The organism is Achromobacter anxifer, assembly GCF_903652925.1.
Lineage (GTDB): Bacteria > Pseudomonadota > Gammaproteobacteria > Burkholderiales > Burkholderiaceae_B > Achromobacter > Achromobacter anxifer.
The window spans coordinates 584,550-600,280 of record NZ_CAHLAR010000004.1 but is presented as its reverse complement, the minus strand read 5'-3'; the positions used below and the strand labels follow the sequence as shown (position 1 = coordinate 600,280).

17 protein-coding genes are annotated in these 15,731 nt (G+C 67.4%); 5 read left to right on the top strand and 12 right to left on the bottom strand.

What is annotated here, in order from left to right; genetic code table 11:
- Window positions 1–2: 2 nt before the first annotated feature.
- Both HWY37_RS15835 and HWY37_RS15830 read left to right on the top strand, forming a co-directional pair.
- A complete protein-coding gene (locus HWY37_RS15835) occupies window positions 3–596 on the top strand; it encodes a YdeI/OmpD-associated family protein (protein ID WP_176089036.1) in 594 nt (197 codons plus the stop codon).
- A 41-nt stretch (window positions 597–637) separates the two neighbouring features.
- Complete coding sequence (locus HWY37_RS15830; protein ID WP_176089035.1) at window positions 638–1,048, top strand: VOC family protein; 411 nt, start codon at window positions 638–640, stop codon at window positions 1,046–1,048.
- Window positions 1,049–1,092: 44 nt separating this feature from the next.
- Here HWY37_RS15830 and HWY37_RS15825 read toward each other — a convergent pair whose 3' ends face one another.
- Both HWY37_RS15825 and HWY37_RS15820 read right to left on the bottom strand, forming a co-directional pair.
- Complete coding sequence (locus HWY37_RS15825; protein WP_176089034.1) at window positions 1,093–1,353, bottom strand: DUF2798 domain-containing protein; 261 nt, start codon at window positions 1,351–1,353, stop codon at window positions 1,093–1,095.
- A gap of 1 nt (window position 1,354) precedes the next feature.
- Window positions 1,355–2,251 (bottom strand): NmrA/HSCARG family protein, encoded by an 897-nt coding sequence (locus tag HWY37_RS15820; RefSeq protein ID WP_246302318.1) that lies wholly within the window; start codon window positions 2,249–2,251, stop codon window positions 1,355–1,357.
- A 108-nt stretch (window positions 2,252–2,359) separates the two neighbouring features.
- Here HWY37_RS15820 and HWY37_RS15815 point away from each other — a divergent pair, with 108 nt between their 5' ends.
- Window positions 2,360–3,253, top strand: coding sequence for a LysR family transcriptional regulator (locus tag HWY37_RS15815; RefSeq protein WP_176089032.1), 894 nt, complete (start codon window positions 2,360–2,362; stop codon window positions 3,251–3,253).
- Between the two features lie 17 nt (window positions 3,254–3,270).
- Complete coding sequence (locus HWY37_RS15810; protein WP_176089031.1) at window positions 3,271–4,032, top strand: hypothetical protein; 762 nt, start codon at window positions 3,271–3,273, stop codon at window positions 4,030–4,032.
- A gap of 88 nt (window positions 4,033–4,120) precedes the next feature.
- Here the strand turns inward: HWY37_RS15810 and HWY37_RS15805 are convergent, their stop codons facing one another.
- Window positions 4,121–4,507 (bottom strand): hypothetical protein, encoded by a 387-nt coding sequence (locus HWY37_RS15805; protein ID WP_175208128.1) that lies wholly within the window; start codon window positions 4,505–4,507, stop codon window positions 4,121–4,123.
- Between the two features lie 99 nt (window positions 4,508–4,606).
- On the opposite strand from HWY37_RS15805, the gene HWY37_RS15800 reads away from it, so the two are divergent.
- Entirely contained in the window at window positions 4,607–5,125 is a 519-nt protein-coding gene (locus HWY37_RS15800; RefSeq protein ID WP_176089030.1) for an O-acetyl-ADP-ribose deacetylase, read from the top strand.
- A 102-nt stretch (window positions 5,126–5,227) separates the two neighbouring features.
- On the opposite strand, the gene HWY37_RS15795 is transcribed toward HWY37_RS15800, so the two are convergent.
- The 9 genes from HWY37_RS15795 to HWY37_RS15755 form a co-directional block, all read right to left on the bottom strand.
- Entirely contained in the window at window positions 5,228–6,877 is a 1,650-nt protein-coding gene (locus HWY37_RS15795) for an ABC transporter permease (RefSeq protein WP_175208130.1), read from the bottom strand.
- A gap of 41 nt (window positions 6,878–6,918) precedes the next feature.
- Window positions 6,919–7,890: an ABC transporter substrate-binding protein gene (locus HWY37_RS15790; RefSeq protein WP_176089029.1), complete on the bottom strand. Its 972-nt coding sequence runs from the start codon at window positions 7,888–7,890 to the stop codon at window positions 6,919–6,921.
- A 1-nt stretch (window position 7,891) separates the two neighbouring features.
- On the bottom strand, window positions 7,892–8,605 hold the full coding sequence (locus HWY37_RS15785) for an ABC transporter ATP-binding protein (protein ID WP_175208132.1): 714 nt from the start codon (window positions 8,603–8,605) through the stop codon (window positions 7,892–7,894).
- A complete protein-coding gene (locus HWY37_RS15780; protein WP_176089028.1) occupies window positions 8,602–9,720 on the bottom strand; it encodes a porin in 1,119 nt (372 codons plus the stop codon). The genes HWY37_RS15785 and HWY37_RS15780 overlap by 4 nt, the downstream gene beginning before the upstream one ends.
- 152 nt (window positions 9,721–9,872) lie before the next feature.
- Window positions 9,873–10,652, bottom strand: coding sequence for an SDR family oxidoreductase (locus tag HWY37_RS15775; RefSeq protein ID WP_176089027.1), 780 nt, complete (start codon window positions 10,650–10,652; stop codon window positions 9,873–9,875).
- Window positions 10,649–12,193 (bottom strand): class I adenylate-forming enzyme family protein, encoded by a 1,545-nt coding sequence (locus HWY37_RS15770; protein WP_176089026.1) that lies wholly within the window; start codon window positions 12,191–12,193, stop codon window positions 10,649–10,651. The genes HWY37_RS15775 and HWY37_RS15770 overlap by 4 nt, the downstream gene beginning before the upstream one ends.
- 24 nt (window positions 12,194–12,217) lie before the next feature.
- Window positions 12,218–13,105 carry an ABC transporter permease gene (locus tag HWY37_RS15765; protein ID WP_175208136.1) on the bottom strand — a complete coding sequence of 296 codons (888 nt, stop codon included), beginning with the start codon at window positions 13,103–13,105 and terminating at the stop codon, window positions 12,218–12,220.
- Between the two features lies 1 nt (window position 13,106).
- Window positions 13,107–14,078: an ABC transporter permease gene (locus tag HWY37_RS15760; RefSeq protein WP_176089025.1), complete on the bottom strand. Its 972-nt coding sequence runs from the start codon at window positions 14,076–14,078 to the stop codon at window positions 13,107–13,109.
- Window positions 14,079–14,085: 7 nt separating this feature from the next.
- Complete coding sequence (locus HWY37_RS15755) at window positions 14,086–15,729, bottom strand: ABC transporter substrate-binding protein (protein WP_176089024.1); 1,644 nt, start codon at window positions 15,727–15,729, stop codon at window positions 14,086–14,088.
- Between the last annotated feature and the right edge of the window lie 2 nt (window positions 15,730–15,731).

The window sequence follows — 15,731 nt, the reverse complement described above, 5'->3', positions numbered from 1 at the left end:
CCATGACCGAGCCTCGCCTGATTTTCCTGGACCAGAACGAGTGGGAGATCTGGTTGACCGAGAACGGCGGCACGTCGGCCGGGATATGGATGCGCCTGGCCAAGAAAGGGGCGGCGCAGTCGACCGTGACTTACGCGCAGGCGGTGGAAAGCGCGCTCTGCCATGGCTGGATAGATGGCCAGAAGCAGGCCGAGAGCGAAGCGTATTGGTTGCAGCGTTTCACCCGGCGATCCGCAAAGAGCATCTGGTCCAGGCTCAACACGGAGCGGGCCGAAGCGCTGATCGCCGCGGGCAGAATGCTGCCTGCGGGCATGCGGGAAATAGAAAGAGCCAAACAGGACGGCCGCTGGGCCGCCGCCTATGCATCTCCCGGCAACTCGGTCGTGCCGGACGACCTGCAGGCCGCGCTCGATACCAATCCCGAGGCCCGGACGTTCTTTGCGACACTGAATGGCAGCAACCGCTACGCCATCCTGTTCCGGATACACAACGCCAAGAAACCCGCCACGCGTGCGCGCAAGATCGAGGAGTTCATCGGCATGCTCACGCGCGGTGAAACCATACATCCCCAGGCCAGGAAGTCCGGCGGCCGATGAAAGCTGCCGGATGAAGGCGTGTTCAACCCAGGAGAATCAGCATGGCCGTATTTCAGATCAAGCGCCTGGACCATGTGGTCCTCAGGGTTCAGGACATGGCGCGCAGCGTGGAGTTCTATACGAAGGTACTGGGCTGTTCCATCAAGAAGAAGAACGACAAGCTCGCCATGATCCATCTGGGCGCCGGCGTATCCATGATCGATCTGATCGACGTGCAAGGCCCCTTGGGCGCCGCGGGCGGCGCCGCGCCGGAAAAAGAGCGGCGCAATGTCGATCACTTTTGCCTGCGGGTCGATCCGTTCGACGAAACGGCCATCCTCGATCATCTGCGGGCTTTCGGCGTCACGGCAGACAAGGCCGTGATGCGATACGGCGCGGAAGGCGAGGGGCCTTCGATCTATTGCTTCGATCCCGACGGCAATCAGATCGAACTGAAGGGGCCCGCGGTCTAGGGCGCGAGCATCCAGCGCGCGGCCCTCGCATCGTTCAGCCGCTGCTATGGCTGGACGACCATCCAGGCGACGATCCGGCGCACTACGGGCAGCAGGAGCAGCAGGCTTGGAAAGGCGACGATCCAGGAAGCGCCCCAGCCCCCCGGCCAGTGCATGATGAAATCGGGACCCAGGCCAACCCTGGCGGCAGTCGCCACCGCTGAAACGATGGCCGACATGAAAATGGACAGGATCAGCGGCATCAGGATAGGGGCATAGCGCTGCGGGATCTTCTTCAAGGCGGATCTGGGCGGGTTCTTCGTCATCTCAATGCTCCTTGCGGGCGCGCCGGGTTTTGTTCGCGGCGACCAGGTCCTGGATGTATGCGCGCAGTGAACTCGGCTCCCTTCCGAGCGCGGCCCGCAGCGCAAGGCTGTTTCCTCCGAGGCCATAGGCTCGATAGTGCGCGTGGACTTTCGACAGCAGCCGCAACTGCTGTTCGTCATATGGCAGGCCCGCGCTTTCCGCCCATGCGCTGAAATCGGGCGTCAATGCGGCGACGGGATGCCCCAGTTCATCGGACAAGGCCGTCACGATATCCCTGCGGCTGTACATGCCGGCGCACAACTCCAGGGTCGCGTAGGCGAGCCTGTCTCCGGTCAAGGCGATTGCCGCGGTCTCCGCGACATCCCGATAATCCACGCGAGCGATTCTCGTGTCTTCGGGGAAGGGTTCGCCAAAGCTGCGATGGTCGCGGATCGAGGACCAGGCCAGGCCTATGTTCTGCATGAAGTTCGCGGGATGCAGGATCGTGTATTCCAGCCGCGACGAGTACAGCGCGTCCTCCACCGGAATCTTGCTGGCGTGATTGGCCAGGCGCGTGTTGGTGGGCTGGATCACCGACGAAAAGACGAACTTCCGCACGCCGCTACGCTGCGCGGCTTCGACCAGGGCCACGCCCATTGCCGCTTCGTCGGACGCGAACGCGGGGCCGATATGAAAGACGCCGTCCACGCCTTGCGTGGCCGCCGCCAGGCTGTCGGGGTCGCGAAGATCCCCGGTGATGGTCTCCATCGCGCCCTGCGCGCGGGCCAGGGCGGCGCGCGCTTCGTCGCGTACGAGCGCCCGGACCGCGACCTTGCGCCGCTGTAATTCAGGGATCACCAGGCTTGCGAATTTGCCGGTGGCACCGACGACCAGAACGATCGGGGGAGTGTTATCCAAGGGGTGCTCCTTCATGTGGGCGTATCGATGAAGGCAGTGTATTTTCTCCCGATTGGTGGAACAATACTCATGGATGGTGAATCTTAATCACGAATTTCGATATAAAAAATGAGCCGCCTGGAAGACCTTGAAGCCTTCATCCACATCGCCGAAGCGGGCAGCCTGACCCAGGCAGCGCGCCGCCTCAGCCGCTCGCTGCAAGCCGTCAGCCGTTCGCTTGCTGCACTGGAAGAGGACGTCGGCGTGCAGCTGGTCCACCGCAGCACGCGGCATCTGGCGCTCAGCGAAGCCGGCGAGGCATTCTTCCGGAGGGTCAAGCCGGCGATAGCGGAAATCGGCGAGGCCAGGCTGGAGGTCGCCGAGCGCCGGGCCGCGCCGTCGGGCATATTGCGCATCGGCGCACCGATACTGTTCGGCCCGGACTTCCTGGTTCCGATCATCGCGGAATACATGCGCGCCTATCCGCAGGTCGAAGTCGAGCTGCAACTGACGGACTCCTTCGTCGACCTATCCGCCGAAGGCCTGGATCTCGTCGTGCGCATCGCCGACCTGCCGGATTCCGGTTTGCAAGGGCGGCGATTGGGCGCATTGCGCCGGGTCGTCTTTGGCGCGCCGTCCTATTTCCGGCAGCATGGCCGTCCGGCGCATCCTGCGGAATTGCGCCAGCACGCCTGCATCGTCAGGACCGCCGATCAGCGGCCGGGGCAGTGGGCGTTTCAGATAGACGGAAAGCGGCGCACGGTCGGGGTCCAGGGACCGTTCCGGACCAATACCATGACGGCGATCTATTCCGCCGTCAGCGCCGGACTCGGCATCGGCTATTCGCCGCTGTGGCAGATCAGACACCTGCTGGATGCGGGGCAGGTCGAGCTCATACTCGAAGATTTCGAGCCCAGGCCGGTGCCCATACACGTGCTATGGCAAGAGAACAGGCTTCCGCCTGCCAAGGTGCGGGCCTTCGTCGATCAGCTGGCGGCGCGGCTGAATCTCAACCGGTTCTAGCTTTCCTGTCGACTCCCATGAATCTGCTGCTGCTCAAACTGGTCCTGTCGCCGCTGCTGCTGTTGATGGCGACCCTTGCCGTGCGGCGTTGGGGCGCCGCCGTGGGCGGACTGCTGGTCGGGCTGCCGCTGACCTCGGGGCCTGTTTCCATCTTTCTGGCGTTGGAGCGGGGGCCCGATTTTGCGTTCAATGCGACCTCGGGCTCGCTCGCCGCGACCACGGGCCAGGTGGCGTTTGCCCTCGCTTATTCGGCGCTCGCCGGCAGGGGTTGGATGGCGGCAATGTCCAGCGCCGGAGTTGCCTTTCTTGCCGTCTCGGCATGTCTGCAATACAGCGGATTCAATCAGTCCATCCTGTTCCTGATTGCGGTCCTGGCGGCGCTGCTGTCCTTGAGGCTGATTCCACCTGGCCCTGCCGCAATCAGGCCGGCGCGTGCGCCCTGGTGGGATCTTCCTGCGCGCATCGTGATCATGGCGGCCTTGGTGGTCGGCGTCACGTCGGCGGCGGGCCATATCGGCCCCGGGCCTGCCGGCGTCATTGCATCCTTTCCCTTCATGGCCGCGGTGCTGGGCGGGTTCGCCCATCACGCCGAGGGCGCCCATGCCGCCAGGCTGGTGATGCGAGGCTTGTGCGCGGGTCTTCTGGGCTTCGCGGTCTTCTTCTACATCGTCAGCCTGACTGTCCAGACTCAGCCCTACAGTCTTGTGTATGGCGGGGCGATACTTTGCGCGTTGATTTCGCAAGCGATGGCGCTGCGGCTGATCCGCGTCGCACGGTAGATTCCTGCGCAGAATATGTACTTTTCGTACAGGCGCGAGCCTCTGGTTCTGGCTGTTGCTTAGCGAGGCCGCAGAGATGACAGGAGGCCTATGCTGCCCCTGGCATCTTCCACGCCACGGGCAGATTCGGAAAATGTCCCCAGTGCGACCATGAAGCGGCCGCCTGCCCCTCGGGCCGGGACGCCAGCCCCCATTCCGGCGGATCCGGAAAACCATGCCAGGTATTCTGGATCAGGATCAGGTCTTCGCCGTCGATGGTGGCGTAGTAGGCAATGTCATTCGAGACGAACCAGTCGCGGTCGCGCCCAAAAATACCCGACTCAGGGAAGTCCTGCCACGGGGCGCGCGTCCAAAGCACCGGCTTCATGGCGCGTTCGTGAAACCCCAGTTCCTGCGCGTCGGCGGCCGCGCCTGTCATGTCCCAGGGGACCGGCTCCCATTCGGGAAACACGTCGTTTCGGCGGTAGATGCTCATGGAAGTCGAGGAAAAAGGGCGGAACTACAATTTCGATCGTACGCGGACCAGCTTGGTCCTGGCCGCGCCAACGACGTTTACCTTAACAGGGAGCAAAGCATGCCCACCAGCCTGCGTGCCATCCGTTCAGACATTACCAAGCTGCATGTGGACGCCATCGTCAATGCGGCGAATTCCTCATTGCTGGGGGGCGGCGGAGTCGATGGCGCCATTCATCGCGCGGCGGGCCCGGACCTGGTGCACGAGTGCAGGCTGCTGGGCGGCTGCAAGACGGGCGATGCGAAGGTGACCAAGGCCTATCGGCTTTCGGCCCGGTACATCATTCACACGGTGGGGCCGGTATGGCGCGGCGGAGAGAACGGGGAGCCGGAATTGCTGGCCAGTTGCTATCGCCGCTGCATCGAGCTGGCGGAAGAGAGCGCTGCCGGGTCGATTGCGTTTCCGAGCATTAGCACGGGCATCTACGGCTATCCCATGGCATTGGCGGCGGAGGTGGCAATCGAGACGGTGCGTGCAAGCCTGGCCGGGGATTCGTCGATTCAAGAGGTGATCTTCTGCTGCTTTTCGCAGGAGGACCTGCTTCAGTATGAGGACATATTGAACAGGCCGCCCGCATGATTCGACGCAGGCGGCCTTCAATGCGCAAGCATGGCCTGCTTGCTGGACTTGTCGCGGACGCAGGCTTCGGCACAGGCGGCGCGAACGCCGGCGACAAGAGGTTCAGGCGCCGCGTCGGGCCGCGGTGATCGCCAGCATCAGCGTCAGGCTGACGCTGACCGCCACGGAGGCCATGGCCATGCCTTCACCCACCGAGCCCTGCTCGAACTGCCGCCATACGAATACCGACACCGTCTGCACGCCGGCCGGCGCCAGCAGCAACGAGGTGACCAGTTCGCGCGAGGCCACGGCGAACACCATCAGCATGGATGCCGCCAGGCCCGGCAGAACCAGCGGCAGCACGATGCGGCGCAAGGCCACCGCCGCGCTGGCGCCGTGCACCCGCGCCGCCGCTTCGAGATTGGCGCCGATCTGGGCCAGCGCGGCGCCGACGTAGCGCACCGGGTAAGGCAGCAGCAGGCAGGTGTACGACAGCAGCAGGATGCCCCAGGTGCCGTAGGGCGTGGCGGGCCAGAACGGCTGGTTCCACGCCAGGATCAGCCCGACGCCGACCACCACCCCAGGCAGGGCCGCAGGCAGCAGCGCCAGCGCGTCGATGGCGGCCGCGCCCGGCACGTGGCGGCCGGCCACGCACCAGGCTGCCAGCAGGCCGACCGTGCCCGCCGCCAGCGCGGTGCCGGTGGCCAGCATCAGGCTGGTCGATAGCGCCTCCCAGGCTTCGCCGCGGGTTTGGAACAGGGCGGCGAAGTTGTCCAGGGTCAGGTTGCCCAGCGACAAGCCGGCCGACACGTGGCGCGTCAGCGCCGCCGCCAGCATCGACGACAGCGGCGCGGCGACGGCGACCAGCGCGACTGCCGCGAACAGGCCCAGCACCGGCCAGCGCCAGGGGCCGAGCCGGCCGCGCGCCAGCGGCGCGGGCTTGCCTGTGGTGGTCTCGAAGCCGCGGCCGGCGATCAGCGCGCGTTGCACCGCGTAGGCGGTCAGCGCCAGCGCCACGAGTACGAGCGACAGCAGCGCCGCGCCGGGCAGGTCGATGGGCCAGTCCGCCAGGCGCCGCTCGATGGCGGTGGTCATGACGTTGACGCCGGCCTGCGATCCCAGCGCCGCCGGCACGCCGTATTCCTCGATCGCCAAGGTGAAGGCCAGCAGCAGGCTGGCCGCGATGGCGGGCAACGCGAGCGGCAGCGTCACGCGCAGGAATGCGCGCCAGGGGCCAGCGCCGAACACGCGCGCCACGTCGGCCAGCCGCGCGCCCGTGGCGGCCATGCTGCGCGAGACGGCGAAGTACACCACGGGAAAGATCGCCAGCCCCATCGCCAAGGTTACGCCGGCGGGCGAGAACAGCAGCGGGCCGAGGTGGAAGCCGGCCAGCTGCTCCAGGTAGCCGCGCGGCTGCAAGGCCATGGTCCAGGACAGCGCCGCGATATAGGGCGGCAACAGGAATGGCACCAGGAACAGCAGGTCCCACAGCCGCGCAAGCGGCACCTGGAACAGGCCGCGCAGCGCGCCCAGCGGAATGCCGATCAGCGCGCTGACGGCCGCCACGCCCAGGCCGAGCTTGAGCGTGCCGCCGATCAAGGTCAGCGCGGCCGGCGTGGCCAGGGTGGAAGACCAGGCCCCGAAGGGATTGCGCAGCGAGCCTTCGGCCAGGTGCGGGAAAACGGCCTGCAGGACGACGAAGGCCACTGGTAGTGCGACGAGCACGGCCAGCGCGGCCAAGGCGATGGCCGCCAGGATGAATACGCTTTTCATGGTTGGGGAAAGGATGCCGGGCGCGCCGGCATCCTGGCCTGTCAGTGTTGGCCGAACAGGCGCGCGAACCGCGCCAGCACCTCGGCGCGCGAGGCGCCGGGCGCGGTCTCGGGTAGCAGCGCCAGGTCCTTGAACAGCGGCCGCTTGCCGGCCACGTCCTGGCGCGCGGGCATCAGCCAGGCGTCGGCGACGGCGCGCTGGCCGTCCTCGGACAGCACGTAGTCGATGAACTGGCGGGCCTGGTCCGGCGCCTTGCTGGTCTTCAGGATCATCATCGGGCGCGGCGCGATGGCGGTGCCGCTGGCGGGGAAGATGACCTTGATCGATTCGCCTTTTTCGACGCTGGCGTAGGACACGTAGTCGACCGCGCCGAACACCGCCGCCTTGGCGCCTTGCAGCACCGGCGTCAGCGCCTGGGCGTTGGGGCCGGAAATCGTCATGCCGTTGTCGCGCAACGTCTCGAACAGCTTCCAGGCGGCCTCGCCCTGGGCTCCCTGCAGTCCCAGCAGCAGGTCCAGCGATGCGCCCGACAGGGCCGGGTCGGGCGTGGTGACCTTCTGCTTGAACTGCGGGCCGGTCAGGTCGGACCAGTCGCGCGGTTCGGGCGTGCCGCTGTTCGTGTTCCAGACAATGCCCAGCGCCGAGATGCCCTGCGCCACGTAGGTCGGGGTCTTGAAGCGGGCCGGCACCTGGGCCGCGTTGGGGCTGTCATAGGCCAGCAGCCAGCCGCGCTGGTCCAGGTCCTGGGCGGTGTCCCACGAGGCGGAGATCAGCACGTCGGCGCGCGGGTTGGCGGCTTCGGCTTCGAGCCGGGCCAGGACCTTGCCGGTGGTGGCCTGGAAGACGTCGACCTTGATGCCGGTCTTTTCCTGGAATCCCGCGGCCAGTTGCTTGATCAGGCCGCCGGGGCCCGCGGTGTAGACAGTCAGCGCCTTGGCCTGGCCCGAGGCCAATCCGAACGAAAGCGTCATGAGGAACGTGGCAAGTAGTTTTGAAATGGGTGCGTTGGACATTTTAGGCAGAGTCCTGATGTTTGGACATCACGAGGCCGGCGATGCGGCCGTGCTCCATGCGGGCGATGGTGTGCGCCAGGGCATGGGCTTCCTCGTGGTCGTGGGTGACGTAGACGGCGGTGGTGCCGAGCCGGCGCAGCAGCGCGCCGATCTCGACGCAGAGCGATTCGCGCAAGGCCCGGTCCAGGTTGGACAAGGGTTCGTCGAACAGCAGCACGCGGGGCCGCGCCACGATGGCGCGGGCCAGCGCGACGCGCTGCTGCTGGCCGCCGGACAACTCCGACGGGCGGCGCGCGGCATGCTCGCCCAGGCCGACCAGCGCCAGGGCCTCCTGCACGCGCTGCGGACGTTCGCGCCGCGCGACGCCGCGCATTTCCAGCGGAAAGGCGACGTTGCCTGCCACGCTCATGTGCGGCCACAGCGCGTAGTCCTGGAACACCATGCCCAGGCTGCGCTGTTCCGGCGGCTCGTGGCGCCGGGCGTCGCAGACGACGGCATCGCCGAAGGCGATGCTGCCAGCCTGCGGCCGCAGCAGTCCGGCCAGCGACTTGAGCAGCGTGCTCTTGCCGCAGCCGGACGGACCCAGCAGCGCCAGGACGGTGCCCGCGGGCACGTCCAGGTCCACGCCATCCAGTACGGTGTGGCCATTGAAGGCGTGGCGCAGGCCGCGCACGGCGATCGCCGTGCCGCCCGCGGAGGATTCAAGCGCGTTCAAAACCGGTGCCGCAGGCCGACGTTCAGGCCGAACTGGTTCTTGCCCGGCTCGACGTTGGCGCCGTACTTGCCGCCGATCACGCTCTGCGCCGACTTGTCGTCGTTGACCGCGTAGGCCGCGACGGCATAGACGGTGGTGCGCTTGGACAGGTCGTACTCGTTGCCCAGGACGAACATGGTGGACTTCTGGCCGGTGCCCGCGGCTTGCGCGGCGGGGCAGACGGCGTTGTTCATGTCGTCGCAGACCGAGTCGTTCAGGTGGTACACGGCGAACGACAGGCGGTTGTTCTGCACCGGCAGGTAGGTCACGCCCAGCCAGGTCAGGTTGTTCTTGTAGTTGCGTTGCGTCAGCTTCTGCTCGAGCCAGCGGTAGCCGGCGTAGACCTTGACGCCCTCGAAGTCATACGACAAGCCCGCGACGATGCGGTCTTCGCGATTGTCGCTGGTGGCGCCCTTGGCCGGCTTGTCGGCATGCTTGGAGTGGTAGAGCAGGCCAGCGTCCAAGCCACCCGACTGGTAACGCACGCCGCCGCCGATCATGCGCCCCAACGTCTTGTCGTCGAACGACTGCTCGTTGTTCCAGCCGAAGCTGTAGTAGCCGCCCACGGACACGGGGCCGAACTTGCCGACGTACATCACCGCGTTGTCGGTGCGGTCGGAGAACGCCGCGTCGGGACGCTTGATCGAGAAGTTGGCGTTGTCGAACGGGTTGTACTTGCTCATCCAGTCGATCATGAGCGTGTTGTGGCGGCCCAGCGTCAGGCGGCCCAGGCTCTTGCTGGACAGGCCCACATAGGCCTGGCGGCCGAACAGGCGGCCGCCCTGCATGGTGGTGCCGTTGTCGGAGTCGAAGCCGTTTTCCAGCACGAACACGGTGGACAGGCCATCGCCCAGGTCCTCGCTGCCGCGCAAGCCCCAGCGCGAGCCGCTGAGGTTGCCGGTGCTCATGCCGGTCTTGCTGTTGCCGCCGGGGCCGTTGTTGACGTATTGCAGGCCGGTGTCGATCAGGCCATAGAGCTGGACCGAACTGGTGGCGGGCGTCGCCGCGAGGGCGGGGGAGAGTGCGGAGACGGACAGGCAGGCGCCAGCCGCCGCGATGCGGAGTGTCGATTTCATAACAGGAAGTCCTCTTTGGGATTCAATCGGAATCGACACTATATTTTTGGGTCGCTACATCTTCATGACACTCCTAGGGGGCATTCTTCCGCTCGCGGCCAGCATCGCAAGGGCGGCCGCACGCTCCGACATTGCTTGGGCGGGATCAAGCCCTACAGGCGCTGCCCTCCGGTTGCGTCAATGCTCTGTCCGGTAATCCAGCGCCCCTCGTGAGACGCGAGGAACGCGACGATGTCCGCGATGTCCTCGGGCTGCCCCACGCGTCCCAGCGCAATGGTCTTCGCGATGACCTTGCTCTGTTCCGGATCGCGCGCCCGGGCGTTGAGGTCTGTGGCCGTGGCGCCGGGCAGCACGGCGTTGATGGTGATGCCGCGTTCGCCCAGCTCGCCGGCCAGCAGCAGGGTCAACGCTTCCAGCCCGGCCTTGGCGGGCGCGTAGACGCTCATTTCGGGATAGGCGGCGCGCGTGCCCATGGACGAGATGTTGACGATGCGGCCGTGGTCGCGCAGGAAGGGCAGGGTCTGCTGGATCAGGAAGAAGGGCGTCTTCAGGTTGACTTGCAGCACGCGGTCGAAGGCTTCGGGCGTGACCTCCGGCAGGCGCGCGCGCAGGCCCACGCCGGCGTTGTTGACCAGGATGTCCAGGCCGTCGTCGGCGTAGCGTTCCTTGAGCGAGGCGCGCAGATCGCTCGCCAAGGCCGCCGCAGCGTTGGCTTGCGACAGGTCGGCTTGCAAGGCCCAGGCCTCGCCGCCTGCGGCCTCGATCTGGCTGATGACTTCGTCGGCGGCATCGCTGGCGGCGTTGTAGTGCACGGCGACGCGCGCGCCGCGCCGGCCCAGGGTTAGCGCGATGGCGCGGCCGATGCCGCGGCTGGCGCCGGTGACCAGGGCGGTCTTGCCGGCCAGGCTGTCGGGGGATTCAGTGGCGCTCATGCTGTTTCCGTTTCGGGTTGGGTCCACGCATGCTGCGCTTCCAGTTCGCGCGCGGCAAGCAGCAGCGCGTTGCGGTCGATCTTGTTGGTGCCGGCCCAGGGCAGTTCGTCCACGAAACGGATGCGCCGCGGGTGCTGGTAGGCCGGACCGTGCTCGAGCGCATGGCGCTTGAGCGCGTCGGCGTGCAACTGGCTGCCTGCGCGCCGCACGACGAAGGCGACGGGAATATGGCCGCGCTCCTCGTCGGCCAGCGGCACCACGCAGCTCTGCCGCACGTCGGGATGGGATTCCAGCAGCTTCTCGACTTCGACGGGATAGATGTTCTCGCCGGAGCAGACGAACATGTCGTCGGCGCGGCCCACGAAGTAATAGAAGCCGTCGGCGTCGCGCCTCAACACGTCGCCGCTGTAGTACCAGCCGTCGCGCAGCGCCTGAGCGCTCTTCTCGGGCAGGTTGTGATAGCCCGCCAGCACGGCGGGATTCTTCATCAGCAGCACGCCCTGGTCGGGGCCGGGACCATCCACCAGGCGCACCTGCGCGGGATCCAGCGGGTAGCCCAGCGCCAGCGCGGGCGTGGGCAGGCCGTCCGGATGCGGACCGAACACGGCGGGACCGGCCTCGGTGGTGCCGTAGCCATGCGTCACGCGCACGCCGGGCAAGGCGCGCTGGATGCGTTCCAGCAGCGCCACGGTCATGGGCGCGGAGCCCAGCATGACGCGGGTCAGCGCGGACAGGTCGCGTCCTTGCAGCAGCACAGGGTCCTTCACCAGGCGGGCGAACATGGTCGGCACGGCGGTCAGGACGGAGATGCGGTAGCGCTCCAGCGCGTCGGCATAGGCGGCGACGTCGAACGACGGCTGGATCACCAGCAGGCTGTTGCTGGCGAAGGCGCGCTTGGCCATGAACAGGCCGTTCATGTGGAACAGCGGCTGGGCCAGCAGATAGCGTTCCTGCGTGCCGGCGCGGGAGACGACGGCGGCGGAGGTGGCGGCCAGCGCCCATAGCTGGCCCCGGTGCGTCAGCGGCACGCCCTTGGGCTTGCCGGTTGAGCCTGACGTGTACAGCATCTGCGCGATGTCGTCGGCCTGCGGCGTGACGTAGCCGAAATCGGTGGGCGCGATCTGCGCCGCAAAGCCTTGCGGGCCGGTATCGTCGAAGTCCAGCACCGGCACCTTGGCCTCGAAGGCCGCCCGGCGCGGGCCGTCCACCAGGGCCAGCGCGATGCCGGCATCGCGCAGCACGTAGTCGGTGTTCTCCTGCGATTGCTTGATGTTGATGGGCACGGCCACGTAGCCGGCCCGCATGATGCCGAAGTAGGCGATCAGGTACTCGGCCCGGTTGAGCGCGGCGATGGCGACGCGCGACCCGGGCGGCAGGCCGCGCGCGGACAGCCAGGCGGCGACGCCGCCGGCCAGCAGGCGGACCTGTTCGTGGGTGTAGTGCAGGGGCGCGCCGGGCAGGCGCAGGTCGATGATGGCGGGCAGATCGGCGGGTTGCGCCGGATCGGCCAGGTGGCCCAGGTTGAGCAGGGAATGCGTCATGGGGATTTCCGAGGAGTGTGCGGCTCAGCGCTTTTGCAGCTTGGGATTGAGCGCGTCGTTCAGGCCGTCGCCGACCAGATTCAGCGACAGCACGGCAAGCATGATGGCCACGCCGGGCACGGCGCAGATGTACCAGGAGGAGCGGATCAGGCTGCGGCCTTCGCCGACCAGCCGGCCCCAGCTGGCGATGTTGGGATCGCCCAGGCCCAGGAAGGACACGACCGATTCGTAGAGGATGGCGCCGGCCACCACCAGCGAGGACATAACAATGACGGGCGGCAGCGCATTGGGCAGGATTTCGGCGGCGACGATGCGCAGCGGACTCATGCCCAGCGCGCGGCAGGCCTGCACGAACTCGCGTTCCTTGAAGGACAGGAACTCGGCGCGGGTCAGGCGCGCGATGGGCGGCCAGGACACCAGTCCCACGGCCAGCGTGATGTGCTCGATGCGCGGCCCCAGGATGGACACCACGGTCAGCACGAACACCACGTTGGGAATGATCTGGAACAGTTCGGCCACGCGCATCAGGCCTTCGTCGATCCAGCCGCCGGCCCAGGCGGCGGCCGCGCCCACGCTTACGCCGATCAGCGTGGCGGTGGCCGCGGCCACCAGGCCGATCAGCAGCGTGGCGCGTGCGCCGTGGGCGATCATGGCGGCGATGTCGCGGCCCATGGAGTCGGTGCCCAGCGGATGGCGCCAGGACTCGAACGGCCAGATCTCCGGGGCGCCGACGATGCGCAGCGGGTCGGCGGGGTACAGCCAGCCCGCGCCGGCAGCCAACAAGACCACTAGCGCCAGCAACGCGGCGCCGGCGACCGCGCCGCGGTTGCGGGAAAAGCGGGCGGCAAATGAGTCGCGGCGGCGGGTAGGCGCCGCGGGAAGTGAGGAAGCAAGAGCAGGGGATGCGGACATGTCAGGCAGCCTTGATGCGCGGGTCCAGCCGCGTGTAGATCAGGTCGACGGCGATATTGGCGAGGATCACCACGAAGGAGCTGAGCACCAGGATGCCCAGGACGACGGGATAGTGGCGGCTCATGACGCTGTCGAACAGCACCGCGCCGATGCCGGGCCAGCTGAACACGGCCTCGACCACGATGCTGCCGCCCAGCACCGCGCCCAGTTGCAGGCCCAGCAGCGTGACGATGGGCAGGAAGGCGTTGCGCAGCACGTGACGCAGCACCACGGCGCTGCGCGTCAGGCCCTTGGCGTAGGCGGTGCGCACGAAGTCCATGCGGCTGACCTCCAGCATCGACGCGCGCATGACTCGGGCGTAGGCGGCGGAATAGAACAGCCCCAGCGCCAGCGCCGGCAAGGCCAGGTGGTGCAGCACGTCCAGCGCCTGGCGCCAGGCGCCGCCGGCCAGCCCGATGGTGACCATGCCGCCCACCGGGAACCAGCCCAGCTTCACCGAGAACAGCACGATCAGCATGATGCCCAGCCAGAAGCTGGGCGCGGCGAAGCACAGCACCACGAATACCGACACGGCGCTGTCCCACCAGGTGTTGACCTTGACGGCGGAGACGATGCCGGCCGCCATGCCCACCAGCACCGCGATGGCCAGGCTGGCGCTCATCAGCAGCAGCGTCGCCGGCAGGTGCGCCAGGATCACGTCCAGCACCGGCAGGTTATGCCGGTACGAATAGCCCAGGTCGCCGCGCGCCACCGAGCCTATGTACTTCAGCAGTTGGACTGCGGGCGGCTGGTCCATGCCGTAGGTCACGCGCAGGCGCTCGATGAGCGCCGGATCGGTGACCTGCTGTTCGGCCGTCATCACGTCCAGGAAGGTGCCGGGCACGGATTGGATGAGCGCGAAGTTCAGCACCACCACGCCCAGCAGCAATGGCACGGCCTGGAGCAGGCGGCGCAGTATCAGTCGGATCGGCATGCGCGCCTCAGGCCTGCAGCCAGACGTCGGCCAGGGTCTCGCCCTGGACGTTGGCGCCGGTGGTGAAATTGCGCACGTTCTTGCCGGCCAGGGTAAAGGACTGGATCTCCACCAGCGGCACATGGGGCACGTCGGTGGACGCCAGCCGGGCGAACTGGTGCGCCAGCGCGCGGCGCGCGTCGGGAGCGGTCTCCTGGGTCAGCTTGGCCACCAGCGCGTCCATCTCGGGGTTGGAGTAGCCCGTGGCGTTGCGGAAGGCGGCGCCCTTGACGATGCCGTCCGTGGTGTAGAACTGCGTGACCGTGGGCACCAGCTCCAGCGGCGAGGTGAAGTTGGAGACGGCAATGTCGTAGTCGTAGTCGCCATAGATGCGCTTGAGCGCGGTGGCGCGGTCCACCGAGTCCAGCTTGACCTCGATGCCCACGTCCTGGAGCGCCTGCTTCAGGTACTGGCCGAGCTTGGCGTTTTCCTCGAACCAGGCGGCGGCCACCAGGTTCACGCTGAAACGCTTGCCGTCCTTGAGCGGCAGGCCGGCGGCGTCCAGCAGCGCGGCGGCCTTCTTCGGGTCGAACGGGTAGCGCGGCACGTCCTCGGTGTAGAACAGCGGATTGCTGCTGAAGACCGGCGCGATGGCGGGCTTGCCGCGGCCGTAGTAGATGGTGTCGACGATGAACTGGCGGTCGATGGCGTGCAGGATGGCCTGGCGCACCTCGCGGCGGTTGACGATGTCGCGGCGTTGGTTGAACTCGGCGGTCACGGTCCAGGCCGAGTTCTGGTAGCCGCGGGTATCGACGACCACCTTGCCGGTCTTGACCAGGCGGTCGATGTCGCGGGCGGGCACGGGATTGGAATAGGCCAGGCCCAGCTCGCCGGTCTCCAGCGCGGCGCCGCGCGTGGCGGGGTCGGCCCACCAGCGGATGATGAGGCGGTCCAGATTGGGCTGGCCCGCGTTCCAGTAGCTGTCGTTGCGCAGGTACTCGACATGGCTGCCGCGTACCCACTTGCCGTACTTCCAGGGGCCGGTGCCGACCGGCGTGTTGTTCAGCGGGTTGGTGATGATGTCGCGGCCTTCATACAGGTGCTTGGGCACCAGCAGCTGGAACTGGCCGGCCAGCGTGGACTTCAGGAAGAACTCCGGCACCGGCGCGTCGAAACTCAGCACCACGGTGAGCGGATCGGTCGCAGTGGCGCCGGTCAGTGACTTGAGCGCGATGCCCGCCGAGACCGGCTTCCAGTGCTGCAGCACGTTGTAGACCACGTCGGCGGAGGTGAAGGGCGCGCCGTCATGCCAGGTGACGCCTTCGCGCAGCTTGATGGTGTAGCTGCGGAAGTCGGCGGCCGGGGTGACGGACAGGGCCAGGGCGGGCTGGAACTTCAGGTCGGCGTCCAGCTTGAGCAGGCGTTCCAGGATCTTGGTGGCGGTCTGGAACGGGCTGGACCCGCCGCCGCCGGGCACGAACAGGGCCTGAGGCTCCAGGCCCCCCCAGCTGGCGACCAGGGTGCCGCCCTTGCGGGCGGGGCCGGCGTCGGCGCCGGGCTGGGAAGTCGCGGCCAGCAAGGCCTGGGGCGCGATGCCCAGGCTGGCGGCCAGGCCGCCCGCGGCGCTACGGGTCAGGAAGGCGCGCCGTCCGGGGCGCTGCGCGGTGGTCATGA

Coding starts and splice junctions, on each gene's coding strand:
- HWY37_RS15765 (WP_175208136.1), bottom strand. CDS start 13,105: ATGTCCGCATCCCCTGCTCTTGCTTCCTCACTTCCCGCGGCGCCTACC.
- HWY37_RS15795 (WP_175208130.1), bottom strand. CDS start 6,877: ATGAAAAGCGTATTCATCCTGGCGGCCATCGCCTTGGCCGCGCTGGCC.
- HWY37_RS15775 (WP_176089027.1), bottom strand. CDS start 10,652: ATGAGCGCCACTGAATCCCCCGACAGCCTGGCCGGCAAGACCGCCCTG.
- HWY37_RS15830 (WP_176089035.1), top strand. CDS start 638: ATGGCCGTATTTCAGATCAAGCGCCTGGACCATGTGGTCCTCAGGGTT.
- HWY37_RS15835 (WP_176089036.1), top strand. CDS start 3: ATGACCGAGCCTCGCCTGATTTTCCTGGACCAGAACGAGTGGGAGATC.
- HWY37_RS15825 (WP_176089034.1), bottom strand. CDS start 1,353: ATGACGAAGAACCCGCCCAGATCCGCCTTGAAGAAGATCCCGCAGCGC.
- HWY37_RS15780 (WP_176089028.1), bottom strand. CDS start 9,720: ATGAAATCGACACTCCGCATCGCGGCGGCTGGCGCCTGCCTGTCCGTC.
- HWY37_RS15800 (WP_176089030.1), top strand. CDS start 4,607: ATGCCCACCAGCCTGCGTGCCATCCGTTCAGACATTACCAAGCTGCAT.
- HWY37_RS15760 (WP_176089025.1), bottom strand. CDS start 14,078: ATGCCGATCCGACTGATACTGCGCCGCCTGCTCCAGGCCGTGCCATTG.
- HWY37_RS15810 (WP_176089031.1), top strand. CDS start 3,271: ATGAATCTGCTGCTGCTCAAACTGGTCCTGTCGCCGCTGCTGCTGTTG.
- HWY37_RS15755 (WP_176089024.1), bottom strand. CDS start 15,729: ATGACCACCGCGCAGCGCCCCGGACGGCGCGCCTTCCTGACCCGTAGC.
- HWY37_RS15805 (WP_175208128.1), bottom strand. CDS start 4,507: ATGAGCATCTACCGCCGAAACGACGTGTTTCCCGAATGGGAGCCGGTC.
- HWY37_RS15770 (WP_176089026.1), bottom strand. CDS start 12,193: ATGACGCATTCCCTGCTCAACCTGGGCCACCTGGCCGATCCGGCGCAA.
- HWY37_RS15790 (WP_176089029.1), bottom strand. CDS start 7,890: ATGTCCAACGCACCCATTTCAAAACTACTTGCCACGTTCCTCATGACG.
- HWY37_RS15815 (WP_176089032.1), top strand. CDS start 2,360: ATGAGCCGCCTGGAAGACCTTGAAGCCTTCATCCACATCGCCGAAGCG.